A 26315-nucleotide genomic window follows, 5' to 3' on the forward strand; every position below is an offset into this window, starting at 1 on the left:
TTTGGTCAGTCGTCAAATGTATCTTTTTTTTCTAAGTTGCGCCTTCATCAATGCCTCTTTCTGTGAAATACGCTCAGTTATGTCTTCTCTTCATCTGTATTCTTATCGCCCATACCGCTGTAGCTCAGATTGTTGAGCAGACAGACCCATTACGTCCTTCTTTACCAGATTCCGTAAAAACCAGCAAAACCGACTCAACAAAAACGGCGGCTGTTCAGCCTAAAATCGATACCATCAAACAAGTAAAGTCTGTAACCCGCATCGTTCGCTATCGCTTCACGGCCGATGGTACGTTTACAGCGGGCAACGTGAACCGCTCGCTTCTGCAATTGACAAGTGCCGTCGATTATCAACTGAGTAACTATTTTAAACTATCGAGCAATCCATCGTTTGTGTACGGTCGCCAAAGTGGTATTCTGGCCGAACGCGAGTGGTTTGGCGATCTCCGAACGACGTATCGGTATGAGAAGCGTTTGTACTATCTGGCTTTTGGCTCATACGAACGTAGCAACCTACGCCAGATCAACCACCGCTGGACGGCTGCTGCCGGTGCGGGCTACAAACTCCTGAATCAAAAACGAGCTTATATTTCGATTACCGACGTATTGATGCAGGAATATACGGATTTCCTTGAGCTAACGAACGACATCAATATTTTCCGAAACTCCGCCCGACTCTACGGTGAATATACGTTCGGTAAAGATCGGTTTACGGTCACGCACACGGCATTTTACCAACCGGCTCTAGGCCAGTATAATGTTCGGTGGAATGCTAGTGTGAGCCTTCAGGTAAAATTAACATCGGCTACGAGTTTACGCTCAACCGTTGCCAACGCGTACGAGAGTCTGGTAGTGCCCGGTCGCCAAAACAATGATTTCCGGTTTACAATCGGATTGGTGTATGAGAAGAAATAAGGAGGAGAGGGAGTAGAAGGACGAAAGGGAGAAAAGGACTAAGGGTAATTTAAGCCTCATTCCTTTCTCCCTTTCGTCCCTTTACTCCCTCTCCTCTTCCTATTGTCTATTGGGATAAGGAATGATCAGTTTTTCCCCTCGATTAGCGATGTCTTTGCTTTTTTTGTTGGCGCGCATGATCGCTTCTTTACTCACGCCATATTTCTGAGCCACCACCCGTAATACGTCACCTGGCCCAACCGTATGCACAGCCATCGCTTTCACCTTGAGTTGTGATCCTGCCTTTACGTTACTTTCGGCTACGTCTGGGTTGAGGGCTTTCAACGTACTTAGTTTCATATTATACCGATTCGCTACGCTGTAGAAGGTTTCTCCGGTTCCGACCGTATACGTACTGCCAACGCCCCCAGGCTTAATCTTTGGCCGGGTCATGTCTGGCTTTACAGCCGCTACCTCCGTCTTCGGCTTTTCCTCTTTCGGTTTCTCTACCTTCTTTTCTTCCTTTGGTTTTTCTACTTTCTTTTCCTCGACCTTTGGCTTTTCCTCGGCTTTCGGTTTCACAACAGCTGGCTTTTCAGTCGGGGCAGGTTTACCGTCGGTTGTTTCGCGGTTATCTTCAGCCACTTCTTCGGCTTGCGCATTCGCTTCAGGGGCATCAGCGGGCGGTGTCGCCTGAGAAAGGTCGACGGGAGCAGGCTGCGACGACGTATCGGCCTCCTGCGGAGCCATCAGCATCTCGGGCTCATTCTGCACAATCGGTTGTTGTGAAGTTGTGTCAAGGGATACGTTCGTCAGTTCATCCGAGCCGTCGGTATCATCGGTAACATAGCTGTAGCCAATGTAAAGCAAAGCGACAATCAGACCTACCAACGCAACCAGCGTAATGGCTGGCAAACTGGAATTTCCGGTCTGTCGGGAATTGGTGGGTTGGTTATCTGTTTCCATTTTTTAATGATCAATAACTGGTGGATGCTAAAGGACAGGCAGGGTAACAAGGGTATTTTACTACGTAGCGGTCCAATTACTCATTATCCATCAACTGGCGGCTCATATCGGCTACTTTCTCCTTTAAATTTTCTTTAAACTGCGCCAGTTGACGAGCAACTTCGGCGTCAGACGTACCAACGATCTGCGCGGCTAAAATTCCGGCGTTACGTGCTCCATCGAGCGCCATGGTCGCCACCGGTACGCCAGCAGGCATTTGCAGAATCGATAAGACAGAATCCCAGCCGTCCATTGAATTACTGGATTTAACCGGGACACCGATGACGGGCAGCGTTGTTAGTGAGGCTACCATACCTGGCAGATGAGCGGCTCCACCAGCACCGGCGATAATGACTCGCAACCCACGATTGCGGGCCGTTTTTGCATAGTCGACCATCTTTTCGGGGGTACGGTGAGCTGACACAATATCCATCTCCCACGCTACCCCTAGTTCGGTCAGAATGTCGGCGGCCTCCTGCATCACCTTTCGGTCGGAGAGGCTACCCATAATAATACCTACCATTCGGCGGAATATAAATTGACTTCTCTGCGAAATAACGGAGAATCAGGGACAATCACGCACCGTTGTGGCGAAATTTTATTCGTGCATAACAAGCCTGTTGATACCAAAATCAGATTGCGTAGTCTTAATCAGGCGTATTCATCGATCTATGCCACTGGAGAAGCCTCACGACAAATTTTTCAAAGAAACGTTTTCTCGTTTTGATGTTTTGACCGACTTTATTCAGGTATTTCTGCCATCAGAAATCGTTCAGAAATTTCATTTTGATTCACTAGTCCGTGAGTCAGATTCGTATCTTGATTCACAACTGAGCGAATACTTCGTTGATTTATTATTCTCGATCAACTACGGTTCCCAACAGATTCAGATTGCCCTGCTGCTGGAACACAAAAGTTATATCGAGGACTTCCCGCATTTTCAACTCAATCAGTATCTGCTAAACTACTGGACTACTCAGATCAAAGCGAAGCATCCACTAATACCGGTTATCCCAATTATAGTTTATCATGGAGAGCGCCGTTGGAAGAAACAACCCGTCATCAATTATTTCGGCAAGTTGGACAATACATTGGCTGCATTTGTTCCATCCTTCGATTACGTTCTCATCGATCTCAACACCATAAATGATCAACGATTATCGGCTTTCAAAACCGATTATGCTCGCCTGACAGCTCTACTCCTTCAAAATAGCCGCCATCAGCAACGCCTTTTACGGATTTTTAAGCGATTTAACCAGGTCTTCGATCACCTCACTCAGGACTCCGTTGGACGAGCTTTTATCGAAACCACCTTTATCTACGTTTACTGGACGACAAACTTGACAAAGGATCAGGTAGTGACTATTTTTCGTAAAATTTCAATCCAAACTGGTGCCGTAGCCATGACAACCGCAGAACGTTTAATCAACGAGGGGCTAGAAAAGGGAATTGAACAGGGTGTTGAACTAGCAACAGTTAGAGCGATAAAAAGCATGTTAAAACTGAACATGGACGCTAAAACTATTGCAGCAGCCCTGGATATTCCGTTGACCAACGTAAATGATCTGATTCAAAAGATTAAATCAGGTCTCGTTTAGCCATCACACAATCTTCACGCCGTCGAATTTCCGGCCTAGAATCGCTACGTCATCAGCACCCAGGTAATCGTGCAGGAGTGTCGCGTAGATTTGTCGAAAATCTACGGAGTATGTAAGATCTCCATCCGTTAAGTTAGTCAGGTTTGGAGCCTCGTTCAGCACTCGTTTGGATGGTAATCCTCCCCCAATCAGGAACACGTTGTTAGCTGTGCCGTGGTCGGTACCGTTACTGGCATTCTGCTTTACGCGCCGACCAAATTCTGAGAATGTCATGAGCAGTACGTCATTCTGACGCCCAGCGGCTTTCAAATCAGTCATGAACGCGCCAACGGCTTCGGCATATTGCCCCAATAATCGTTCCTGCTGGCCTGGTTGATTGATATGCGTATCGAAACCACTAATGGATACGTAGTAAACACTGGTGCCAACCCCTGACTGAATCAGTTGCGAGACGATTTTCAGCCGATTTCCCAGTTCATGACCCGGATAGGTCGTAGATGTACTGGCTACTTTCGCTTTATCGAATACGTATTCCGCCGACGATACGGTTTCCGCCAATGTTTTGTACAGATACGCTACAGACTCCGGCTCATGATGATCCGTGCTGTGTTCTCTGCTTAAACCCGTTACCAAACCACTGCGTGTTTGATTATACAATTTCCTGGGATCCAGTACAGCTAGTCCATTCAGATTATTCCCTTTCATAGCCAGGCTCAACGTATCGTCCACTTCAATCGTACGAAACGGTTGTTGAGACTTACCCGAACAGGCAGCATCCAGATAGCGCCCTACCCAACCCGTATTGAGGTAGTTGTCCGAATCGCTGGCAGTTTGCCAAATGTCCATGGAACGGAAGTGCGAGCGGTCAGGATTGGGGTAACCTACGTTATTGATAACCGTAACCAGCCCGTCGTCATACAGCGCTTTTAAGGGCTGCATCGATGGGTGCAACCCAATTTCGTCAGTTAACGACAGGACTTTTTCGGGACGGATGGCAATAGTTGGCCGCTCGCGGTAGTAGATATCGTTCCGATATGGGATAACCGTATTCAGGCCGTCGTTCCCGCCCGATAGCTGTACAATGACCAGAATTTTGCCAGTTGGGGCTACTCCCTGTCCCAACGTTTGCCGTTCATAGGCTTTCAGAAAATGCGGAATCAGCATCGTTCCCGCCGTTGTCAAAGCCGATTGTTTGAGGAAGTCTCTACGGTTCATAATAAAAATGGGAAAGGAAGACAAGGCAAGAGGAGGAAAAGGAGTGGTAATCCAGTTAGTATATTCATGCTCCCTTTCTTCCCTTCTCCTTTTCCTTCTTAGGTTAATTGATACTCGGGCAGACTCATCATAGCTGCCGTTAAAGTCTGGATGCGTTCGGAACGAGTCTGTCCTGGCTTAGTTTGTTTTTTAAGCAAGGTTCGTTGATCCGCACGTAGCGGAAAAGGCAGCAACGTAACGGCAATCGCGTCGGTTAATTCAGCGTCGGATGTTTTCGTGAACGCTGCTTCAAAACTGGTCCAATCGACGGTCGTTCGGAATTTATTGTTTCCCTTTCTGGCCAGAAGTTGTGTGTTCACGTCGCCCTCATCTTTGGGCCTTACGGTCACGTCGGCAGCTTTTAATACGTAGTTAGGTAATTGCATCCGAAACAACAGACTCGACGAGTCGATCCAGTTTTTGCCGCCTGGCCAGCCCGCTACGTTTGGTGGGTAGAAAAGCAGTTGCCCTAACGTTCGCTGCACGAAAATTTGTGGCTGTGGCTGGTCGAACTGAACACCGAGCGTATGGCGTAGATTCGCCAGCAATTCTACGGGGGATTTGATATGCGCTCCCCTGTTTTTTGGATCGTAGAACCAATCAGCCGTAAAGATAGTCTCCATCAAATCAGTGATATCGTAACTGCTTTTATAAAACTGCTCGGCTAGATCATCAACCCGTTTTTTGTCCTCTGTTTCATTGACTGGGCCGTCCGCGACGAAGAAGCGGTAGATTTTTGACGTAATAAAGTGGGCCGTCTGTTTCTTTTCGAGAAGCATGGCGATGACGTCCTCACCTTTGAAAGCCCCCGTTTTACCGAAAATAGTTTTCTCGACCTCATCGTGAACCCGCTCCCGGAAGATAAACTGACCTTCGGGGGTGAATTGCCATCCCGTAAAAGCCCGGGCTGCTTCCTTAATATCGTGTTCAGAGTAGTTGCCGCGCCCCAACGTGAACAACTCCATCACCTCGCGGGCAAAATTTTCGTTCGGCGCATTTTTCCGGTTCTGCTGATTGTTCAGAAATTGAAGCATTGCTGGTTCTTTCGATACCGCCATCAGCAGATCACCGAAGCGTCCCAGGGCGTTCTGCCGGAGCGTATTCGCGTATTGCTGGGTAAATAAAGGATTACGGCCCTGAGTTCGACAAGCAAAATGACCGTGCCAGAACAACGCCATTTTTTCGCGCAGAGCCGCCTTACCCGTAGCCATTCGATCGAGCCATTGCAGATTGAGGTCGCGCACTCGTTCGGCATTTTCACGAATACGCTCCTTGAGCATCTCCCGATCGAGCTGCCCGTCACGCACGAGACCTTTTAATTGCTTTTTCGACTTATTTTCGTCGGGTTCAACTACGTTCAGATCAACCATTGTATCACTTTCCCTGACGAGTTGACGCACCACTTTTCGCAAGGGTTTGCGAGCCATTTCTTCCAGTTCGGCTGGTGTAGCACCGAAAGCAGCTCGACTATACAGATATCGTAAGCGGTCAATATCAGCCGCTTGCTTCAGGAAACTATCCATACGTGAAAGAGAATCTATAGACTAGTGGGATTATTTCTGAAACAGAAGGTTTAATAACTCACTGTTAAAAAACAGATTAAACTTATTTAACGTCGATTGGCAACGCAACAGTGACCACCGCTTTTTCGTATTGACTATATACTTTCATTTATGGGCCTGTTACGGTCTGGTTTTATTGATTATGCTACAACGTTTATGGTCTTTTAAATACTGGTTGTTCTGTGGGCTTTTTTTACTGGTTGGTATCCCGATGGTAAAGGCACAACCGCTCCCCTACTCTGCCCTGCAACGCCAGCAACTTGAGCAACTCCGGCAAACCATCCAGAAAACATACGAAGCAGATTATAGTCGGGCACTTTCACTGGCCAAAATACTGGGTAGACCACTCCGGGAAGTTCGCTCAGACGGGAAGGTTGTTGAACTGGCAGGCGTTGATGAAATCGGTAATCTGCTTTATTACACAACGTATGTCGGCAATGCCCAAATAGCTGTTTCAACCGGAACAGCCTCGTTATATACCGGAGGCAGTCTGGGGCTAAATTTATCAGGAAGCAGTGCCTCCGTACAGAATAAACTGGGAATCTGGGATGGAGGAGCCGTACGAGCTACTCACGTCGAGTTGACCGGGCGCATTACGCAGGTGGATAGAGCTTCAACAACCGTTGTCGATGAAGAACACCCAACCCACGTAGCAACGACCATGATTGGCGCGGGGGTTAATGCACAGGCACGAGGCATGGCGTATGGCGCAAAACTACAGGCCTGGGATTTCAACAGCGATGTATCGGAAATGACATCAGCCGCGCCAAATCTACTTGTTTCCAACCACTCGTACGGTACAAATGCCGGGTTTCAATACAATCCTGACCGGACGGGTACTACGCAATGGGAATGGTACGGTGATACAACCATTAGCCGAACGTACGATTACAAATTTGGTCTATACAACAGCCAGGCGCGAAGCTGGGACCTGATTGCGAACAATGCGCCTTATTACCTGATGGTCAAAGCCGCTGGTAACGATCATGGCAGCTATCCGGGTGACGGACAACCGTACATACTGGTCAATCATGGGAACCGAGTTAGTACGGTTGCTCGTGACAACCAGTCGGGTTACGACCAAATCAGTACGTCGAGTACGGCTAAAAACGTTCTGATCGTCGGGGCTATTAGTAATCCAGCCAATGGCTACAATTATCCCGGCGATGTAAAACTGGCAGACTTCGGCAGTTGGGGGCCGACTGATGATGGACGTATCAAACCTGATATTGTTGGTATTGGCGTCAGTGTGCTGTCGGGTACTTCATCCAGCGATAACGCGTACGAGAGCTTGAGTGGTACATCCATGGCTACGCCGAATGTATCCGGATCGGTATTGCTTCTTCAGGAATATTACGAGCAGCTCAACACGGGCAAATACATGCGCTCTTCCACACTGCGGGGTTTGGTTATTCATACAGCCAATGAAGCGGGCTCCACGCCCGGCCCGGATTATCGATTTGGTTGGGGAATGCTCAATACCGAGCGGGCCGCCCGTGTGATTGGCAATGTGGATAAAAGCCACCTGCTTAGTGAGCGAACCCTTGCACAGGGCCAGCGGGATACGCTTCAAATAGTTGCCTCAGGACGCGGTGCGTTAGTCGTGAGCATTGCCTGGAACGACCCGGCCGGAACGGCTACCACTGCCGTCAATGACCGAACTCCCCGATTGGTCAATGACTTGGACGTTCGTGTAAGTGCCGGCCAGACGACAAGCCTCCCCTGGACGCTCGATCCGAATAATCCGGCAAATCCCGCTGCGTCAGGCGACAACATTCGCGACAATATCGAGCAGATCCGGATTGAGAATGCCGTGCCGGGCCAGACCTACACCATTGCCGTAACACACAAAGGAACGCTAAGTGGCAGCAGGCAAGATTACGCTTTGATTGTTAGTGGCATAGGTGGTGCAGCTTATTGTACATCGTCGCCAACGTCAACGGCCGATACAAAAATCAGCCGGGTTCAGTTTGGTAGCATTAATCAGGCGGGGGCAGATGGTTGTACAGCCTATACAGATTTCACAAAAACAACGACGACTGTTCAGGCTGGTCAACTGATTCCGTTGACCGTATCACTGGGTACGTGTGGTGCCCAGAAAAACGTGATCGTAAAAGCGTTTGCCGACTGGAATGCCAACGGTACGTTTACGGATGCAGGCGAAACCATTGCTACGTCAGGATCTCTATCCAATACCGGTCAGTTCACATCTAACGTAACGATTCCGGCAAGCGTAACTGTCAATCAATTAATTCGGATGCGACTGGTGGTTGCCGAAACTACGGATGCCAATGCTGTTAATCCATGTGGTACGTACGGCAACGGTGAAACGCAGGATTATGTCCTGAACGTCGTGCAAACCAGTAACGACATTGGCGTAGTCGCCCTTGTTTCACCCGAAGCTAATTTCTGTGGACAAACCAATACCGAAGCCAACGTAGCGGTGCGAGTTCGTAATTATGGCACAGTAGCGCAGACGAACGTACCCGTTACAGTCAACATTACCGATGTTACTAACGCCAACGTAACGACTTTAACCGGCAGTATTCCAACTATAGCCCCTTTCAGCGATGCATTGCTGACTCTGAAGTCGGCAACGGGCATTACGTTAGCCGCCGGGCAAACGTACCAATTTGTGATCACGACAAGCCTCAGTACTGATCAAAATACCGCTAATAATACGATTACCGAAACCCGGACAACGGCAGTTGCGCCAGTCGGGCGTTACACGGCTACGCGATGCGGCAGCGATACACTTATTTCGTTGCGGAACATAGGCGATGGAACGGCGTTTTGGTATGACGCGCCAACAGGCGGCAACCTATTGGCAACTGGCAATCAGATTTCGATCAAATCAGTACCCGCTACAGGCCAGTTCTATGCTTCGCTGAATGATTTATCAGCTATCATTGGACCCGTCGATAAAAAAGCCTTCGGTGGTGGAACATACAGTGGTAATTTCGGCCCGGCTCCGTTGATTTCAACAGCTGTACCGCTGACGATTGAAAGCGCACGACTGTACATTGGTACTGCGGGGCAGTTAACGTTTACTGTACGGAAATATGACAACACGGCCATTTCGAGCGTGACGCTGGACGTTACACCTACGCGCGATCAGAGCCTGACCGCTACCGTCAATAGCCAGTTGGTCGACGATCCGAATGATCAGGGCGCGATTTATCCGCTGAATCTACGAATTCCGGCAGCCGGCGATTATAAAATTACCATCGAGTACGCCAATGGCGCGTCCATTTTTCGCAGTAATACTGGCGTGAGCGGATTTCCGTATCAATTGAGAACACAGACTGGTACGCCGGTCGTAAAGATCAAAGGTTCGTTGTATGCACGTACGTCAACAGTGAACGATACGCTTACGGATGCCTGGTATTATCTCTACAATATAAAAGTTCGCTCACTAGACTGTCCGAATGCGCAGCGTACGACCATCGCACTCGAAACCGGAACGGGTGCAACGGCAACCATCACGCCCGGTGGCGCAACGAGTATTTGTCAGGGTGCAAACATTACACTTCAGGCCAATACAGGAACCGGACTCTCTTATCAGTGGTACCTTAATAATCAGGCGATAACAGGTGCCACCAGTAGTACACTCCAGGCCGCTACGGCGGGTCGTTATGTTGTGCAGGTTGCCAATAGCTGTTTACCCGTTAATTCATCGGCGGTAACGGTAAGTGTACAGACTGCTCAAACGCCAACGATTACCGTTAACAGTTATATTCTGTCAACAAATGCTACTGGTAACGTTCAGTGGCTGCTCGACGGTATCACGATTTCGGGGGCGTTGTCAACCAGCTATAGTGCATCAAGAACCGGCCGGTATTCGGTCAGAGGAAGCGTAAATGGTTGTGGAGAAGCGATTTCGAATGAGGTATACGTAACGATTCTAGCTACTGAACCCATTTTGAGCGACAGTATAGTACATGTTTATCCTAACCCAGCGACCCGACAGGTAACCGTTTCTTTACCGGCCGTATCGTCCATACAGGGAACACCTACCCTTCGACTACTGGACCTGCGCGGATTGACAATACGAACGGCTACCTTACAGCGTGATGGGCAAACGTATTCAGCCATTCTGGACGTAGCGGATTTACCTGGTGGGGCCTTCCTTGTCGTCATCGAAGATGGTAAGGCGCAACGTATCGGCGTCAAAAGGCTTCGAAAACAATAACGGTCTCTCTTTGCTTAACTCGATTTATTTTTTCCATTGGCTGACTCCTCTTCGGAAAACAGCCAATGGAATTTATTTTTTGATTCAGATAGAGTCAGCTATATGTCAAAGTCAAAACAAACACCTCTAGTAGTTAACTGCCCATCCCAAAAAAAAGCCCGGCAAAGAGCCGGGCCAAAATCTTAGAACGTTGAGTATATTAATCTATCTATATAACAAGCTACCTAACGTAGCGATCAACTGATATTAGAGGCTCTCACCTAAAAAGAGATTATCGAAACTTATGCCATTTGTCGCAAAAAGCACATAACAATTGACTTTCAGTCAGTTAATTATAATTTACATCATCTATTGCTGTAGACTAGTGTAGTTATTTTTCCCATTATTGTGGCGCCTGCGACACACTTTGGCCAATACATGCGATCACTACGATACAATGAGTCAATACTTGATTATCCAGCCATTTTTGTCTGCCTCTTTATGGTTGCTGTACTATAAGGCTGTTTTCGATAAACACTCTCGAAGCTATGATCGGCAAGAAAATCCCGACAAAAACTAACCATTGGAGGCAAACAAACGAGCTGTCAGTATAAACGAAGAACGTATCCAGGCCCCCTGGCTATTGGTTCGGTAGAAGCACTGGTAATTTTTGAGCGAATAGGGTAAGGTCGATACCCGGAATGATGTACCGACTGAGATACCTCGCCAATTTACGTGAGGTATCTTTTTGCCCTCAACCACAATCGTATCAATTTTCACCCTTTGAGGATTAGCTATGGCAAACTCTTTATACTGATTCAAGACCCATCGCCGATCATTATCGTCAAGTATCCACTCAAATGCCAGAAAGAAGCGTGGCTGGTCGATGCGAATGCCATAGTTAGACAAATCAATATCGATCCAGCCTTCCCGCTGAAGTCGGGACGTAATGATTATATTTTTATCGAACAAATCCTGCCCTGGGAGCCCGGTCAGCGAATCATACTCCAACAGGCGTAAGCGAAGTTTAAATTCCGATAACGTATTGGTACCAATTAGTATAGCCGCTTTTTGCAGCAAGTAGGGTGTCGTTAACTTCCGATGAAAGTGCGGGAATTTATTGTCAATTAACAGCGCCATGGCCGCTCCCGCACTGGCCGAGTCTGAACATGTAAACGAGTTGTCGGACAGCTTATTCCCTAAGTCATAAACCTTCACGTTTTTGTCAGCAACCACCCTGACTTCCTGTAATTGGATGGCCCGTTGCTGAAGAAAAATAAGTGAGTTTTCGGTGAGCGATCGAATGGAAATCTTCTGAGGAGAATAACCCAGACTGGTAAAAAGAAGCGAATCGCTCTGATAAGAAACTGGGATTGACAAAGAGAACGTACCGTCTGCGTTCGAGAGTGTACCGACGGGCTGATCGATAATCCCAATATTGACATACGGTAATGGAAGCTTTGATTTAGCATCCATTACCTTTCCCGTACGTATGGATTGCGCGTTTATAGTGTATGTGACGAGTACATTTATGCACACCAACCCAAGGTAACGGCAAAGGCCTCCAATTCGTTTACTGCCAAAATTCATACGTTACTTGTCTTTTCAAGCTGCTACTAGCCCAATAAGAAACTGGGGCAGCCACAACAAAATTGCCGTGATTGCCCCAGTTTTATTTTTGTATTCTATGCTTATTTCGCTTTACCAGAAGCGGTTTCCTGCGCCAGCGCCAGCTTAACAGCTTCGTAGAGATTAACAACGCCACCTGTTTTTGACAATGACGCAAAATCTACCTGTACGTCTGATTCCGGACGTAGTACCTTCACCGAATAGGGTGTTACTGACTGGAGAATAATCCGCTTAATATCGGCATACGTCAACTTCGGGAAGTAGGACTTCAGAACAGCAGCAACTCCCGTTACGACGGGCGAGGCCATGCTGGTACCGCTGTTGTTCTCATATTTACTACCCGGTACGGTCGAATAAATATCCCGACCTGGAGCAAATACGTCTACCGTTTTCTTACCGTAATTTGAGAAACTAGCCACCAGATCCGCATTGTTTCGACGAGCGCTAGCGCCTACTGTAATCACGTTCGGAATGCTCGCACCATCTATATACCGGGGCGATGGATAGTTCGCGGCCGTGTCGATGTCGCTGCCATCGTTGCCAGCGGCCTGTACCAATAAAACGCCTTTAGACAGGGCGTAGCGTTCGGCTTCCTCAACCGCTTTCCGCTGGGGCGAGTAGCCCTTACCAAAACTCATGTTGATGATCTGCGCACCATTGTCAACAGCGTAGCGGATTGCGTTGGCAACGTCTTTATCGCGTTCGTCGCCATCGGGAACAGCCCGCACGCCCATAATCTGAACGGCATCCGATACGCCCATAACCCCGAGGTTATTCGTCCGGTCGGCGCCAATGATTCCGGATACGTGCGTGCCATGATCCGGGCGTTCGCCAGCGATGTCGGCGTTGCCATAATCGCGCTGATTCACATCATTGGGATTATCACCTACAATAGACCGGCTATCGAATTCGGGGTTGTAGCTGTACTCGGCCCGCGATTTGAGCTGTTCATTCGCTTTTTCAAGTTCGCTCATCACAGCATCCGTATCGGGAGCGCCTTGCTGACGTAACAGCCGCAGGATTCCCGCTATCGGACGCTTCAGGCTGGCATCCGACAACGTATCGGCGGCTTTGCGAAGCGTCAGTGTATCAAGCTTGGTGACGTTCAGCGTTTTTTTCAGGTTATCGACCGCCGTAGAAAACTGGGTATAAAACTGACTGATTCCCTGATACTGGGCTTTATACTGAGTCTGATTTTTCAGTACGTCTGCCTTCACTTTCTGATACAGGTCATACTCTTTCTGCTGCTCAGGTTTCAATGCTTTCCGGTCTTTGCCTTCGTATTTTGGTTTTAAATCAACGTAGATACGGGTGGCTTCGGAGGATTCATGGGTTACGTTACGCCCGTCTTTACCACCAATAAAATTCCAGCCGTGAATATCGTCCACGTACCCATTCTTATCGTCGTCTTTTCCATTTCCGGCAATCTCTTTTGGATTGACCCAAAGAACCCGACGAAGGTCTTCGTGCGTCGTATCGATGCCGCCGTCAATGACAGCCACAACAACGGGGGTAGGTTTACGATCTTTGAGGAGTTCGCGATAGGTGCGCTCCACGCTGATTCCAGCGGTGCTATCGGTTTTATCGAGCAGATGCCACTGTGTAGTTTGCGCCTGTGCGGTCACTGAAAACAGACAAACCGATGCGCTTATGAGGAGTTTCTTCATGAATTAAGAACAAAAAATCCCCACAAATTACGGCAAACTCGTCTTATTTTCAGCTTAAAAAATGTTAAACGGTAAACGAATGGCTCAGGGTTTGTTATGCGTAGTATTCTGATAATGTGCGCGCAATAAATCTTCGCCCCAGTCATTGGTTAAATCCCGCACGACGGTGTGAATATGATTGGCATTTGTCTGCGTATTATCGTATTCAATCAGAATCGTGGGGCCATGAATTCGATAATACCAGCCTTTCCCTTCACCAAGCTCTGGCGTTAGATCGCCCGCCCAGGCAAACCGCAAACTATCCAATCCCGCCTTTTCTAACTTCACCATCTGCTGTTTAGCCAACGTGATGCGGTAGTTTGTTAGATAGGATTGCAGCAGATCCAGAAACAACTTTCGCTGATCGGCTTTCATCTCGGATAGCATTAGTCCATCCATTCGCTCCAGAGAGGCAGTACGTTTATTGCTGGTAAGAATTTCGGGATACGCTACAGGAGCGATGATTGCCTTTTTCCGCTGATCCGCATCGAGCGTTTTCAGCAATGCAAAAGCTCGCTCGGTTTCCTGTTTCAGGATTTGCCGACCTTTCTGCGGAAGATCGTTGACCCGTGCGTCACCCATGCGTTTATCAGCCATCTTCGTATCATATTCGAGTATTCCCGGATTACTGCCGAAAAAGGTTGGCGTCTGCGCCAGCACCTGGCCCGTCAATGATAAGAACTGAAGGGATAAATGATGGCCCTCAATACGCCAGCTCCACGGTTTTTTATCGTCCGGACTACCAAATACGGTGAACGAATAATTTTCGGGATCCCGATACGTATCGTTTGGTGGACGATTATCAATCACGCGCAGCACGTTTTCCATATCGATAATGGACGTCGCTTTCTCATAGCCCTGGTCACTCAGTCCTGTTTTGAGCATCGCCATCGCAGCCCGGCGCTGATCAGGCGTCATCTGTTTCAGCGGTAAGCCTTTACGTTCCCTCGGCACGAAATGCCAGTTAAACCGTTCGGTATCCTCAAATGGGTAAGTGGCTTTCTGACGCTGTTCAGGGGTAAGGGTTCCTAAAAATTCAGTGACGGCATTCAGCATTTCGTCTTTGATACGTTGCTGAGCCGCTGGTGCTTTAGGTGGTGAAACAACCTGAGCCAGGGCCTGCCCGGCCAGGAGCCAGAAGAAAAGAAACTGCTTCATGATGAATGCTTTAATTCGCATGAAAGAAAGTGCCCAGACTTCTGAATTTACCCTACCATCCAAGATTATATACAATTGATCCTAACAACCACAGACGTTTGGCAGTTTAAGTAAACAGCTGCACTGTAATGTACTACGATATGTCAACTCGCCCACCGAACGATAGTATGGGGCCGCTCGATCACTTAGCATTACGTTACCTGCGACAGGCACTCGATTCAACTCACCCTGCCGACGAGCCATACGTTTTAAATCCTGTTGAAAGTCGGGTAATTCGCCGGACAAAAATCATAACCTTACTCATGGCGTCTCTGCTGGGTATAGCAGGCGTCCTATTTCTTTATTGGCCCCAATACCTGTGGCCAGATTTGTTTGCCAGTAACACAATTGACCTGTTTGGCGAGTCGTACGAACTACCGATCGTTACAACTTTATACGGAATTCTGTTGGTTTACGCAGAAGTGAACTTACTGCTCGCCCTAAACCTACGGGGTGTGAAAGCGATCATGCAGGTATGCCAGTTTCCGCGCGCTCATGACGCTCAGTACGATCGACATTTACAGGCATTAGCCGACGCAGCGCTCGAAAAAACGAATCGGGGTATTTTGCGCTTCGGTATCGATCCGTATCTAAATATGCCCCGTTGGGGATTAAGTTTATTCTTTCTGATTAATATTGGGAAAGCTGTCTTCAGCAACCTAGTACTAAAGTTCTTCCTGAAGCGATTCATTGGCCGGTATGCCCTACGTCAGATGACTGATCTGGCCGGTATGCCAATTTTTGCCGTCTGGAATGCGTGGGCATCGTGGCAGGTACTTCACGAAGCGCAGGTTCGGGTGATGGCGCCGACCACCATTCGCGAGTTTGTGCATGAACTACACGATGAGTGGGGTAAAAACGACGAATTTCGTCCACTGATTCTCGAAGCACTTCAATACGTAGCAATTCTGAAGCGCCAATATAATTACGCCCATTTCCTGCTCACCGAAACGCTAATGGATCGTTTCGGATTACGAATTGATTCACCACTGACGGGAAATTTTCCGGAACATGTGCTTCAGGCGCCACCTGCTGTGCGTAGAAGTCTGGAACGTCTGATTGTGTTTGGGGTGTTGGTCGATGGCAAGCTTTCCTGGCTTGAAAAACGTCGTCTTCGGGAATTACGTAATAAAGGTTTTCTGACGTATTCGGCCAGTGAAATTCAACGGTTAGGCAACGATTATAATCAAGGTCGTGGTCTTTGGGTATAATACAAGTTACTCCTTCTCATTTCCTTCCCAGTTTTCTTAGAAGCTGTTTGACTTAGCAATTCCCAGATTTAGGCTACGTCTTGGTGGGGTCAGATTCTCAAATCTGACCCTAATGCGGTTTCTCAAAACCGAACGGTTCATCCAATTCGGTTTTGAGAAACCGCATTAGGCAGGTTTAAGAACCTGCCTCCACTACGCTAAACAGCTTCTTCAAAGGACTAAAGTCTTTTATTGGTATCTAAGAAGCCTTAATCTGACTTGGAATGGATATCCTGCGCCGGGGGGATCGATATACCTAATTCAACTGTGGCCCTATAAGCACACACGTAATCCTTAACTGTTGAGTTGCATTTTATACACAATTAATATAAAGGAAAAATTAACTTACAAATAGTTTAAATTTTTTAGATAAATTAACCTTATATTTATCTTTATATAGTTTTAGTAACTAACACACCCCTAATAGCTTCTCTTTGTTATGCCGTACGCAAACCAATTCGCGAGGTGGCAGCTATACCTGTGTGTCTTTTTGGGGTGTTTGCCCCTGCTAGCCAGCGCCACACATATTGTTGGTGGGCATCTTGAAATGAAAGCTCTGGGCGATAAGCCAGGTCATTTCAGGATTTCACTGGTCTATTGCTTTGATGAATTGCAGGCCTGGCCAGCGGCAGCCAATGCGCTCATTGTTATTTACCGAAAACAGGATAATCAACTTATTGATTCGCTACGTATTGATAATCAAACTATCAATGGTCGTCCGCCTGTCATTTTCGCGAATGAAGCTTGTGCCACTCAGGCAAAAATGAAAATAAGTCTGGTACGTTACGAAGGCGATGTACAGCTAAATCCGAATACATACACTGATCCTTCGGGTTATTATCTGGCTTATCAAACCTGTTGCCGCAATGGTGGCATTACGAACATTCAGCGACCAAACCGGGCTGGGTATGTTTACTATCTGGAATTTCCGCCGTTGATTAAAGATGGAAAAGCGGTTACTAACTCATCCCCTGCTTTCGGTACGCTTGATGGTGAATACATCTGCATTAACAAACCCTTTCGTTTTAATTTCAATGCTTCTGACACCGACGGCGATCAGCTCCGTTATTCAATAACGACTCCGCTTTATGGATTTCAGGATGCCAACGGAAATCCATACATACGTGCAGCGCCCTACCCGGAAGTGCAATGGATAGCTGGCTACGGTCCAGATAATACAATCCCAGGTAATCCCCCCCTTTCCATCAATCCTCAAACGGGTGAGCTTTCCGTAACAGCGACGAAACTCGGACTTTTCGTTTTTGCAATACGAGTTGAGGAGTTTCGGAACGGCGAAAAAATTGGCGAAATCCGGCGTGATTATCAATTTTTAGTGACCGACTGTCCAACAGCCATTCCACCTACGGCTTCCATCGCTATTCAGAACCAGCCAACTGGCGCAACGGAGGCTAACTTATGCGAAGGAAAATCAGCTGAATTACAGGCAACAGTTAACAAAGACTGGCACTACCAATGGAAGATCAACGGTAGCAACATTACGGGAGCTACAAGCCCAACAATAACCGTTACGGAGCCGGGTGAGTACTCGCTCGAGACGTCGTTAAAAAATCAATGCAGCCAATCACAACGATCGACAAAAGTTACGATCAAGCGTAATACGTCTGTTCTCAAGCTTGCCGTTGAGGGGAAGTTGTGCAGTCCAACGGATAAAGTGACCTTAAAAGCACCCGCTGGTACGTCTTATTCTTACATCTGGTATTTGGACAAGCAGGAACAAACCAACCAGACAACGGCCCTTTTTACGACGAGTCAGCCTGGGCATTACACCGCCCTGGTTAAAGATCCAGCCGGGTGCGTTTCGCATACCGACACGGTTACGTTATCAATCCGTATACCGCCACAGGCAACTATAACATCATCAGCGAGTGCGCTTTGTCAGGGCGATTCAGTAGCGTTGCAAGGGGGCGGGGGTATTACCTACGTCTGGAATCTGAACAACCAGGTGATTCCGAATGCCCTGAAAGCGACTTTTTACGCCCGTCAGCCCGGTACGTACAGTGTCAGTGTAAGTGACTCAGCAGGATGTTCAGCTACGTCCCAGCCTATCAGCTTATCTGTGGTCACTAAAATCAATGTTACGCTTGATTCATTAAAGGCGATTTGCGGAACAAATGGTTCGCCGATTTCCCTGAACGGTTATCCAGCAGGTGGCGTCTTCGCTGGTATCGGTACGGCAGATTCCCACTTCGATCCGTCAAAGGCAGGCGTCGGACAGCACCTGATAACTTATACCGTGAAAGGTGTTTCAGCCTGTCAGAGCGGTAGTGCCAGTCGATACGTAGCAGTCAACGCAGTACCGAGCGTTACGTTACCCCCTGAACTCAGCACATCGAAAGGCGGAACCGTTGACCTGCGTCCTGTACTAACGAGTCAGCCCGTACACAGTCAATGGCAACCAACGACTTATCTCACTGATCCTACCCAACCCATCACGCAGGCGACTGGCGTGGATAACGATATCAGCTATACGCTACAAATCGAAGATGCCGAAGGATGTCGCGCAGAAGCAACAGTACACGTAGTAGTGAGACAGCGAATCGGAATACCCGATGCGTTTACGCCCAACGGTGATGGTGTTAACGAAGTTTGGGAGCTAAAAGGAATTGACGCTTATCCTGAAGCAGAATTAACCATTTATAATCGGTGGGGTCAAATTATTTTTTACACAAATGGCGGATATAGTCAGCCCTTTAACGGCATTTTCAACGGTCAAAAATTACCCGATGGCGCTTACACCTATACGCTGAAACCAACACCAAAACAAGCACAGAATATAAACGGAGTTGTCTTATTGATACGTTAAGCAGGTTTTATTTTTCAATCTGAAATTCATGAAAAAACAGTTTTATTTACTCTTTTTCTGCTCAATAATCCTTGGTTGTCAGCCTAAAATAACGCCTAAACCAACGGCTGATTTTGATTTTACTGTTGACACAGGTGGGCGGGTTCAGTTCACCAATAAATCTCAGGATGCAGATCGCTACCAGTGGATATTTACGGATGGACAAGCCAGTACCGATCCAAATCCACTTATAACGTTTAAAAGTAATGGAATTTATTCAGCACAGTTAATAGCTAAAGGGAGGGCAGGTACCGATGATATTACCAGAAGTGTGGAAATAACGACCGTGGCTGTTCAGGCCAGACCCGTTGCCAATTTCGACTATACAATTGGCGCAGGTGGACGTGTTCAGTTTACCAACAAATCAACAAATGCGGATCGGTATCAGTGGATATTTAACGATGGCCAAGCCTCCACTGATCCAAGTCCAGTCATCACATTTAAAAGCAATGGGACTCATTCCGTGCAGCTATATGCCAAAAATATTATTGGCATCGATGACATCACAAAAAGTATAGAAATAACAGATGTTGTCACTACAGGTACGGCCCTGTTCTGGGTAAATTCGAGTGTTGCTACCGATATAGAAATTTACGTCGATAACGGTCTTCGGGGAATCATTACCCGGTCACAATCGGCTGCGCCTGCGTGCGGAGCAGAAGGATACGTAACGCTAACCTATCCAGCCGGAACGTACAGCTATTACGCTAAATCAAAAACGCAGAGTTGGTCAGGCACTTTTACCGTAAAAAATGGAACCTGTACTACAAAAATGCTGGGTGAATAGCGGTAAGTATAACTCATTTAACTCGCACTAATCTTTTGACAATCAGATCCTAATAATCTAATCGTAACCTTAAATTCATCTAGATCAACGTGATTAAATTAAGCTTTTTCTCAACCTAGCAATTTGTAGTTTGATCAGACTGTAATCACTGATTTGACGGTACAATCGTTGGTATTGTCTTACAAATTTTATGCTGTAAATAAGTCTACAGCCTGTTTCTATAATCACCTAATTAACCGCTTTCACAATGAGTTCCGAAAAAGAATACAGCAACTACACGACGTATCAGGATGCTGAAGATTTTAAGCGACTTGATTTTATCGTCAACTCAATTAAGGACTTAAAGAAAAAGGATGCATATATCCTGGACATTGGGTGCGGAAATGGTAATATTTCTTTAGCCCTGGGCGCTTTAGGTTACAAGGTACTGGGAATTGATATTGATCCGGTATCTATAAAAAATGCGACAGAATTAAATACGTTTGACAATGTTCGTTTTGACGTATCAGATGCCAATTCATTTTCGATCAATGATAATTTCGATGCTGTCGTTTGTAGCGAAGTGCTTGAGCATTTAGATCATCCCTGGGAACTGGTCAAATCGATTTATCGAATATTAAAACCAGGTGGTATTCTGGTAGCAACTGTCCCAAATGGTCAGGGTCCCCGTGAGGTACTTGTCACACGACCAATGTTGTGGCTTCATTCTAAAAATTTAGGCAGACCTGTCGAAGCATTTAAACGATTGCTGGGCTATAAAAACACTACGTTGCAAAGCTCGAATGAAGACTTAACGCATACGCAATTTTTCTCAGTAAATAGTTTTCGAAAATTAATTGAAAATGCAGGTTTTGTTCAACGACGCTGGGGAAGCTCCAATTTCATTAGTCGTATTTTCCCATATTCAATTCTCACAAGAAAAAGCTATATCCTGCAAAAATTAGATTGCCACGTAGCGGATTATATCCCGAAACAATTGGCGAGTGGTTTTTTTACCTCCTGGAAAAAGCCTGCTTAATTTATTTTTTCAAAAATCGTGTAATCTGACCAGTAATCTACGCTAATCATGAGCGGTAAAATCAGAGTACTTCAGGCCATTCGTCAAGGGAAGATTGGTGGTGGAGAAAGTCATGTTTTGAACCTGGTGAACTTTCTGGATAAGGAACAATTTGAGCCTATTGTTCTCTCGTTTACGCCCGGTCCCATGGTCGATAAACTTCGGGCCAGTGGTATCACGACGCACGTCATTCCTGGAAAAAGTCCGATAAATGTTCAGATGTGGCGGCAGGTCAAATCCTTACTGGAAGAAGAGCAAATCGACCTGATTCACGTACACGGTACCCGGGCAAACATGAACATTGTCTGGGCAGCCAAGCAGTGTAAAATTCCGATTGTCTATACCGTGCATGGCTGGTCATTTCACCCCGATCAATCGTTTCTGATACGTAACGCCCGCATTACAGCCGAACGAATGCTGACCCGCTGGGCCGATCTGACGATTACCGTATCGAACTCAAATCATAAGACTGGACAGCAACTCATCAAAGGGTTTCAATCGAAGATTATTTTTTATGGAATAGACACGCAACGCTTCCAGCGGGAGCAGGATTTTACCGACGTTCGTACGCCTTATGGTATCCCTGCCGATCATACACTGGTTCTTTTTCTAGCGCGTATGACGTTGCAGAAAGACCCCATTACAATGATTCAGGCCTTTAAAGTAATAGCCGATCGTCACAAGGACATTACCTTGCTCCTGATTGGTCAGGGTGAATTGGATCAGGACGTAGCGGCAGCCATTGAACAGAATGGGCTACAGGATCGGGTAGTACGCGATGGTTTTCGGCTCGACGTTCCTGATGTGCTCAACGCCAGCGATATTTACTGTTTACCTTCACTATGGGAAGGCCAGCCAATTGGCTTAATCGAGGCTATGGCTATTGGCAAAGCCGTTATTGCTACGCACGTAGATGGTTCTAAAGAATTGGTTAAAGACGGCGTTAACGGGTTGTTGATCGATCCACAACAACCGCAACAGTTAGCCGAAGCTATTGAACGATTACACGTAAATAGCAAACTCCGGAAAAAGCTGGCGGATCAGGCGTATTTAACGATCAAAGAGCGTTATGATGGTGCATCAATGGCCCGGCAGATCGAAGATGCTTACCTGAGCATACTTAAGCGCGAATACAGCTATTCATGATTGTTAAGCGATAACTTAGGATCGACTGTTATCGGGGGAATGGATGAAGGAGCCGCAGGATCAGACAGGTCCTGCGGTTTTGTTTGAATACCGTGGGGCGTGTGCAGAAATCGGTTCCGGGCTTTGCGAAAATTCAATGTCGAACGGGTAAAACGCAGGAAGAGCATCGGGAGCGTAACAAGTTCTTTTATGCTGATCAGTTTAATGAGGTAACCAGGAATCGAAAGGATCAACACAAAACAGAGAACGGCTAACTGAATCCCCATCGCCTGAAAAAGCCAGGAAATATCGAAAAGGAAGCTGACGCCTACTCCGATCGACAAAATGCCCAGCAATAAAATTCTTGGCAGAATGAAAAGTTGAAAGGCTTTATCAGCGTAGTCGAATCGACCTGTAAAAAAGGCAGCTATTCCTTTGAAAAAATACTTTTCGAGATAAAACAGATGCGCTTCAATCCAGCGGGTGCGCTGATGCTCAAAGACAACGCCAGTCTGCACTTTTTCGTCGTAGATCAGTGCATTCTCCAGATAAGCAATTTTTATATCATGCTCCCGGACATACATATCCAAGCCTTTGTCGTAGCCGCCGATATCGTTGGTTTGGGTAATATACTGCTCCATTAAGCCATATTCCAGCGCCATACCCGATCCAATGAAGGACGGAGAAATACCTAACGCCCGATGGCCTTTTCTGAAAATATGGTTATTAATTTCTTCACTGATGGCATCCAGAACGGCTACCGTTGTGTTTTTATTTTTAGCAACCCGATGCCCCTGCACTGCCCGCCAACCTTCGTCGAACGCCATGTTGACCCGATCCAGAAAATCGGGCGCCATATGATTATCAGCATCTGCCACAACGATCACGTCATAGCCATCAGCGCTCAGCTTCTGCATACCTGCCCGTAAAGCTTTCGCCACAGTGGATACGTCAAATGATACTTCAATAACCCGAATGGGTAGTTTAGCTAACTCTTTCAACGTAGCAGGCTGAAACGAGTCAGCAATAACAATCAGATCGTAGGCACTACGTGGATATGTCTGTACCAGATTAGCCAGAACAGACTCCACAATAACGCTATCCTCCCGATAAGCTGGCACCATCACAGCCATGCGTCGGAACGTAGTAACGGGTAAAAGTTCGGCAGGTTCTTTCGACGGAACGATACGACCCGCAATGGCAAACAAAGCCAGATATAGGGTATTGATGGCCGTGTAACTGCAAATCAGGAAAGCAAGAAAGTAGATAGAAGTTAGGATCATAGCTATCCCGATACAGACAATGAAGCGTTATTTTAATACTGATTTACTCAGCAGACCGGGAGCAAGCTTTGCTGAATAAATCAGTACTAACTACTACAATAATAATGAAATATACCTAATTAATAATAACCCCTAATTAATAAAATTACTTATCGGTAAACTAAATTGAAGTATTTCTTTCAAATCTTACGCATGTTGTAAATACGGCTATACTGATATACATAATCGAATTCGTTGGGAATTGGCCAAAAATCGGGTTTCCGTAGCTGGCCACGCAAATACCAAGAAATCCTGCCAGGAACGAAGCCATTGCAATCTTCATCTGACGATCTTTCAGTTGCAAAATCTGTCGATAACCCACAACGAAGGCACTTAGAATAATCAAGATAAAGTAGGCTAGCCCAACGATTCCTGTCTCGATCCATATTTTCACCAGCCAGCTGTCGGGTGGGGTTTCCGCCAGAAATGAACCCGGCGCAAAACGACGGCCCCAGTCGCCGGAGGTACCGATCCCTACGCCGAAGGGTTTGTCATTCATATACTCATCTAATTTCCGCTGGTTTTCCAACCGCACCTGAAACGATTCGTCTTCAGGGTCCAGGGCCGTTCGCATGCGGTGAATCTGATAGTTACCTCCACCGATACTCGTATACTTAAGAATACCGAAGAGCGATCCAGCCAGGAATACCCCCGCAACAAGCAGCCAGATATTCCCTCGTAAAACAGCATACAAGGGTAACCCCACCAGCAGCACCGAAAGAGCCCCCCGAGTTCCCGAAACGGCATACCCCCAGAACAACGTAGCGGCTAACACGGCGTAAATCAGTTTGGTCCAAAAACCTTTTTCTTCCAGAAGCCGAATCGTTGCCAGCAACGTAGCGTACGCCATCTCGGCTCCGAACTGACCAGCATCCGAATAGAACGAGAAGCTCCGCAAATGCCCAAACAGCATGTGTGTCTTGGCTGCCCCCGAATTCAGCCACTGTACTTCGCCCGGCGTAAGGCCGATGTATTGCTGTTTAAACGCCCACAGAGCTGCTAATACGGACCAGAGTAACCACAATCGAATCAATAGCTCAATGTCTTGACGACTCTTGATGAGCAGTAAGCTTAACATCGTTACCTGGACCCAATAGAGCGAAATAGCGCGGACAGCGAATATCCAGGCGGGTGTGTACGGGGATAGCGGGTTGAAAATAAGCAGGCATGTGTATACAAACCAACCCAGGATCAGATAGAATATCGGTGATTTCAACTGCTTCCAATCCATTTTCCTGGCGTTTATCATAACCCCCAACAAGCTTAACACCAAGAGCGCATCGGCTAACATGCCATAGGGTAGCGTTATCGGCAAAATCCGAAATAAGCCATTGACAATGAAGCAAATCTGGAGATAGATAAACAAACCGATACGTGGCTGCATCAACGCGGCAACGATAAACGCGACTGCAATTGGGGCTAGTATCAGGCCAGCCATGCCCATTATCCCAAATTGGGCAATAACGAACCCAGCGATCAGCGCCAGCACGGTTCCGACAACGGTGTATACCCATAGCCGCGCATCAAAAGAAAGTCGTAGTTGTTGTATTGCTTCGGTCATGAGGTAATTCGGTTTAAACGGCCCGACAAATCTTTCCAGCCCGACTGGATGGTTCCAATTAACGTAACGGATACGTATCGGCCCATGAACCAGAACCCGGAAAACAGACCAGCACAAAAGGTTAGGATCGAAATAAAGGCAACGGCCGCCACCGACTGAAACAGATAAAGCGCCAGGAGATCGCCACTAATGGTTACAACCAACATGATCAGCACTTTCGCCAGATTAGCCTGGGGTTGACCAACGGCATCCAGGCCAATGCCGGAATAACGTTCGAGCGGAATCAAAGCCCCCTGAATCATAAACAGCCGCAGAATCAGGGCACCATCCCGGTATTGTGTACCGCCGAGCAGTGTAACCAGTGGTTCCGCCAGCACGAATCCGGCCAATGAAACGGGTAACAACAGCATCCATAATCGACCCGCGCTTCGCTGAAAATGCTCGACGAATAACGAAAGCTGATGCCGCTGGTGTAATTCCGCTAACCGCGGAATATCAGTCACGACAATACTGCGAACGGGCGTATCCAGCAGTTGGATAAATCGCTGTGGAATGGCATAAAACGCAACGGCTGCTGGTCCTAAGAAAGCGCTGAGCAGAAAGATATCAGCGCTACGTAACAAATTGGCTATCAGCAACGTACCGATACTGTATTTACCAAACGCAATCAACTGCCGCCGGTGTTCTTTCAGGCCAAACCGAATCTCCTCCCAGCGACTCCACCCCGCCAGGAGTACGAGCACACTAACGCTTCCGTTGGCAATGAAGTAATTTCGAAATAAGCCATTGTAGGTAAATGAGCCGTTGAACCAATCCCAGCTAAATAACAGGAGAAATACCAGGGGCACGGCAATACGGATCACCTGCAGTGGTAAAAACCGGGATCTGGCGTGCAGAAACCAGGTCGACATATTAGCGGGTAACGTAATGATGGCCACCGCAACGAACCATAGCACCGTTTCGGGATCGCTGATTTGCCTACCTAAAACCGGGAAACCGAAAACGAGTCCAATCAATAACAGACTCGTTAGGGCGGTGAAAACAATACCCACCTGCCACGTAGCACCTACCCACCGACGGAACTCCTCCTCAGAAACCATGCCGGCCGTGTATCGAATGAGCGCATTTAGCAATAGCCCCATCCGCACCGTTTCGAATAGTGTATACGTAGTCAGGAAGACCGTCCACCTGCCAAATTCTTCTTTCGGAAGCCAGCGGGCCAGTAAGGCCAGAGTAATCAACCCCAGAAAAGCGCCGGTTCCGTTACCCAGGAGCGATACGACAGCGTTTTTGCGTAATAGTCCGACGATACGTTCAACGCGGATTCGTTTCATC

At 47.3% G+C, this 26315-nt stretch carries 18 protein-coding genes; 8 read left to right on the top strand and 10 right to left on the bottom strand.

Annotated elements, in window-relative coordinates:
* Nucleotides 1-50: 50 nt before the first annotated feature.
* Nucleotides 51-914, top strand: a complete 864-nt coding sequence (locus tag IC230_RS25130; RefSeq protein ID WP_191041825.1) for a DUF481 domain-containing protein — start codon at nt 51-53, stop codon at nt 912-914.
* A 99-nt stretch (nt 915-1013) separates the two neighbouring features.
* On the opposite strand, the gene IC230_RS25135 is transcribed toward IC230_RS25130, so the two are convergent.
* Together IC230_RS25135 and purE are read right to left on the bottom strand one after the other, a co-directional pair.
* A complete protein-coding gene (locus IC230_RS25135) occupies nt 1014-1859 on the bottom strand; it encodes a LysM peptidoglycan-binding domain-containing protein (RefSeq protein ID WP_191041826.1) in 846 nt (281 codons plus the stop codon).
* Nucleotides 1860-1935: 76 nt separating this feature from the next.
* Nucleotides 1936-2421, bottom strand: coding sequence for a 5-(carboxyamino)imidazole ribonucleotide mutase (purE, locus tag IC230_RS25140; protein ID WP_191041827.1), 486 nt, complete (start codon nt 2419-2421; stop codon nt 1936-1938).
* A gap of 148 nt (nt 2422-2569) precedes the next feature.
* Between purE and IC230_RS25145 the strand changes: the two genes are divergently transcribed.
* Nucleotides 2570-3496, top strand: a complete 927-nt coding sequence (locus IC230_RS25145; RefSeq protein WP_191041828.1) for an Rpn family recombination-promoting nuclease/putative transposase — start codon at nt 2570-2572, stop codon at nt 3494-3496.
* Nucleotides 3497-3499: 3 nt separating this feature from the next.
* Here IC230_RS25145 and IC230_RS25150 read toward each other — a convergent pair whose 3' ends face one another.
* Both IC230_RS25150 and IC230_RS25155 read right to left on the bottom strand, forming a co-directional pair.
* A complete protein-coding gene (locus tag IC230_RS25150) occupies nt 3500-4711 on the bottom strand; it encodes a DUF1501 domain-containing protein (RefSeq protein ID WP_191041829.1) in 1212 nt (403 codons plus the stop codon).
* Between the two features lie 98 nt (nt 4712-4809).
* Nucleotides 4810-6273, bottom strand: coding sequence for a DUF1800 domain-containing protein (locus tag IC230_RS25155; RefSeq protein ID WP_191041830.1), 1464 nt, complete (start codon nt 6271-6273; stop codon nt 4810-4812).
* A 181-nt stretch (nt 6274-6454) separates the two neighbouring features.
* Between IC230_RS25155 and IC230_RS25160 the strand changes: the two genes are divergently transcribed.
* Nucleotides 6455-10504: a S8 family serine peptidase gene (locus IC230_RS25160; protein WP_191041831.1), complete on the top strand. Its 4050-nt coding sequence runs from the start codon at nt 6455-6457 to the stop codon at nt 10502-10504.
* A gap of 555 nt (nt 10505-11059) precedes the next feature.
* Here IC230_RS25160 and IC230_RS25165 read toward each other — a convergent pair.
* From IC230_RS25165 to IC230_RS25175, 3 genes are all read right to left on the bottom strand, one after another.
* A complete protein-coding gene (locus IC230_RS25165) occupies nt 11060-11959 on the bottom strand; it encodes a carboxypeptidase-like regulatory domain-containing protein (RefSeq protein ID WP_191041832.1) in 900 nt (299 codons plus the stop codon).
* Between the two features lie 215 nt (nt 11960-12174).
* Entirely contained in the window at nt 12175-13779 is a 1605-nt protein-coding gene (locus IC230_RS25170; protein ID WP_191041833.1) for a S8 family peptidase, read from the bottom strand.
* An 84-nt stretch (nt 13780-13863) separates the two neighbouring features.
* Nucleotides 13864-14976, bottom strand: a complete 1113-nt coding sequence (locus IC230_RS25175; RefSeq protein ID WP_191041834.1) for a DUF3500 domain-containing protein — start codon at nt 14974-14976, stop codon at nt 13864-13866.
* A 140-nt stretch (nt 14977-15116) separates the two neighbouring features.
* Between IC230_RS25175 and IC230_RS25180 the strand changes: the two genes are divergently transcribed.
* The 5 genes from IC230_RS25180 to IC230_RS25200 all read left to right on the top strand — a co-directional run bounded on the left by IC230_RS25180 (nt 15117) and on the right by IC230_RS25200 (nt 22118).
* A complete protein-coding gene (locus IC230_RS25180) occupies nt 15117-16226 on the top strand; it encodes an LBF_2804 family protein (RefSeq protein WP_191041835.1) in 1110 nt (369 codons plus the stop codon).
* 478 nt (nt 16227-16704) lie between these two features.
* Nucleotides 16705-19089: a gliding motility-associated C-terminal domain-containing protein gene (locus tag IC230_RS25185; RefSeq protein ID WP_191041836.1), complete on the top strand. Its 2385-nt coding sequence runs from the start codon at nt 16705-16707 to the stop codon at nt 19087-19089.
* 28 nt (nt 19090-19117) lie between these two features.
* Complete coding sequence (locus IC230_RS25190) at nt 19118-19915, top strand: PKD domain-containing protein (RefSeq protein ID WP_191041837.1); 798 nt, start codon at nt 19118-19120, stop codon at nt 19913-19915.
* A 247-nt stretch (nt 19916-20162) separates the two neighbouring features.
* Nucleotides 20163-20933, top strand: a complete 771-nt coding sequence (locus IC230_RS25195) for a class I SAM-dependent methyltransferase (RefSeq protein WP_191041838.1) — start codon at nt 20163-20165, stop codon at nt 20931-20933.
* Nucleotides 20934-20981: 48 nt separating this feature from the next.
* Nucleotides 20982-22118, top strand: coding sequence for a glycosyltransferase family 4 protein (locus tag IC230_RS25200; RefSeq protein ID WP_191041839.1), 1137 nt, complete (start codon nt 20982-20984; stop codon nt 22116-22118).
* On the opposite strand, the gene IC230_RS25205 is transcribed toward IC230_RS25200, so the two are convergent.
* From IC230_RS25205 to IC230_RS25215, 3 genes are all read right to left on the bottom strand, one after another.
* Nucleotides 22109-23380, bottom strand: coding sequence for a glycosyltransferase (locus tag IC230_RS25205; RefSeq protein WP_191041840.1), 1272 nt, complete (start codon nt 23378-23380; stop codon nt 22109-22111). The two genes, IC230_RS25200 and IC230_RS25205, sit on opposite strands and share 10 nt — an antisense overlap.
* Nucleotides 23381-23540: 160 nt before the next feature.
* A complete protein-coding gene (locus IC230_RS25210; RefSeq protein ID WP_191041841.1) occupies nt 23541-24980 on the bottom strand; it encodes an O-antigen ligase family protein in 1440 nt (479 codons plus the stop codon).
* Entirely contained in the window at nt 24977-26314 is a 1338-nt protein-coding gene (locus IC230_RS25215) for a lipopolysaccharide biosynthesis protein (RefSeq protein ID WP_191041842.1), read from the bottom strand. Before IC230_RS25215 ends, IC230_RS25210 begins: the two co-directional genes overlap by 4 nt.
* Nucleotide 26315 lies beyond the last annotated feature (1 nt).

This window comes from Spirosoma validum, from assembly GCF_014699035.1.
Lineage (GTDB): Bacteria > Bacteroidota > Bacteroidia > Cytophagales > Spirosomataceae > Spirosoma > Spirosoma validum.

Bases quoted from the DNA above. Each gene is read 5' to 3' on its own strand.
- IC230_RS25210 (WP_191041841.1), bottom strand. From the start codon at position 24,980: ATGACCGAAGCAATACAACAACTACGACTTTCTTTTGATGCGCGGCTA.
- IC230_RS25130 (WP_191041825.1), top strand. From the start codon at position 51: ATGCCTCTTTCTGTGAAATACGCTCAGTTATGTCTTCTCTTCATCTGT.
- IC230_RS25180 (WP_191041835.1), top strand. From the start codon at position 15,117: ATGTCAACTCGCCCACCGAACGATAGTATGGGGCCGCTCGATCACTTA.
- IC230_RS25165 (WP_191041832.1), bottom strand. From the start codon at position 11,959: ATGGATGCTAAATCAAAGCTTCCATTACCGTATGTCAATATTGGGATT.
- IC230_RS25150 (WP_191041829.1), bottom strand. From the start codon at position 4,711: ATGAACCGTAGAGACTTCCTCAAACAATCGGCTTTGACAACGGCGGGA.
- IC230_RS25155 (WP_191041830.1), bottom strand. From the start codon at position 6,273: ATGGATAGTTTCCTGAAGCAAGCGGCTGATATTGACCGCTTACGATAT.
- IC230_RS25145 (WP_191041828.1), top strand. From the start codon at position 2,570: ATGCCACTGGAGAAGCCTCACGACAAATTTTTCAAAGAAACGTTTTCT.
- IC230_RS25195 (WP_191041838.1), top strand. From the start codon at position 20,163: ATGAGTTCCGAAAAAGAATACAGCAACTACACGACGTATCAGGATGCT.
- IC230_RS25185 (WP_191041836.1), top strand. From the start codon at position 16,705: ATGCCGTACGCAAACCAATTCGCGAGGTGGCAGCTATACCTGTGTGTC.
- IC230_RS25205 (WP_191041840.1), bottom strand. From the start codon at position 23,380: ATGATCCTAACTTCTATCTACTTTCTTGCTTTCCTGATTTGCAGTTAC.
- purE (WP_191041827.1), bottom strand. From the start codon at position 2,421: ATGGTAGGTATTATTATGGGTAGCCTCTCCGACCGAAAGGTGATGCAG.
- IC230_RS25170 (WP_191041833.1), bottom strand. From the start codon at position 13,779: ATGAAGAAACTCCTCATAAGCGCATCGGTTTGTCTGTTTTCAGTGACC.
- IC230_RS25175 (WP_191041834.1), bottom strand. From the start codon at position 14,976: ATGAAGCAGTTTCTTTTCTTCTGGCTCCTGGCCGGGCAGGCCCTGGCT.
- IC230_RS25190 (WP_191041837.1), top strand. From the start codon at position 19,118: ATGAAAAAACAGTTTTATTTACTCTTTTTCTGCTCAATAATCCTTGGT.
- IC230_RS25200 (WP_191041839.1), top strand. From the start codon at position 20,982: ATGAGCGGTAAAATCAGAGTACTTCAGGCCATTCGTCAAGGGAAGATT.
- IC230_RS25215 (WP_191041842.1), bottom strand. From the start codon at position 26,314: ATGAAACGAATCCGCGTTGAACGTATCGTCGGACTATTACGCAAAAAC.
- IC230_RS25135 (WP_191041826.1), bottom strand. From the start codon at position 1,859: ATGGAAACAGATAACCAACCCACCAATTCCCGACAGACCGGAAATTCC.
- IC230_RS25160 (WP_191041831.1), top strand. From the start codon at position 6,455: ATGCTACAACGTTTATGGTCTTTTAAATACTGGTTGTTCTGTGGGCTT.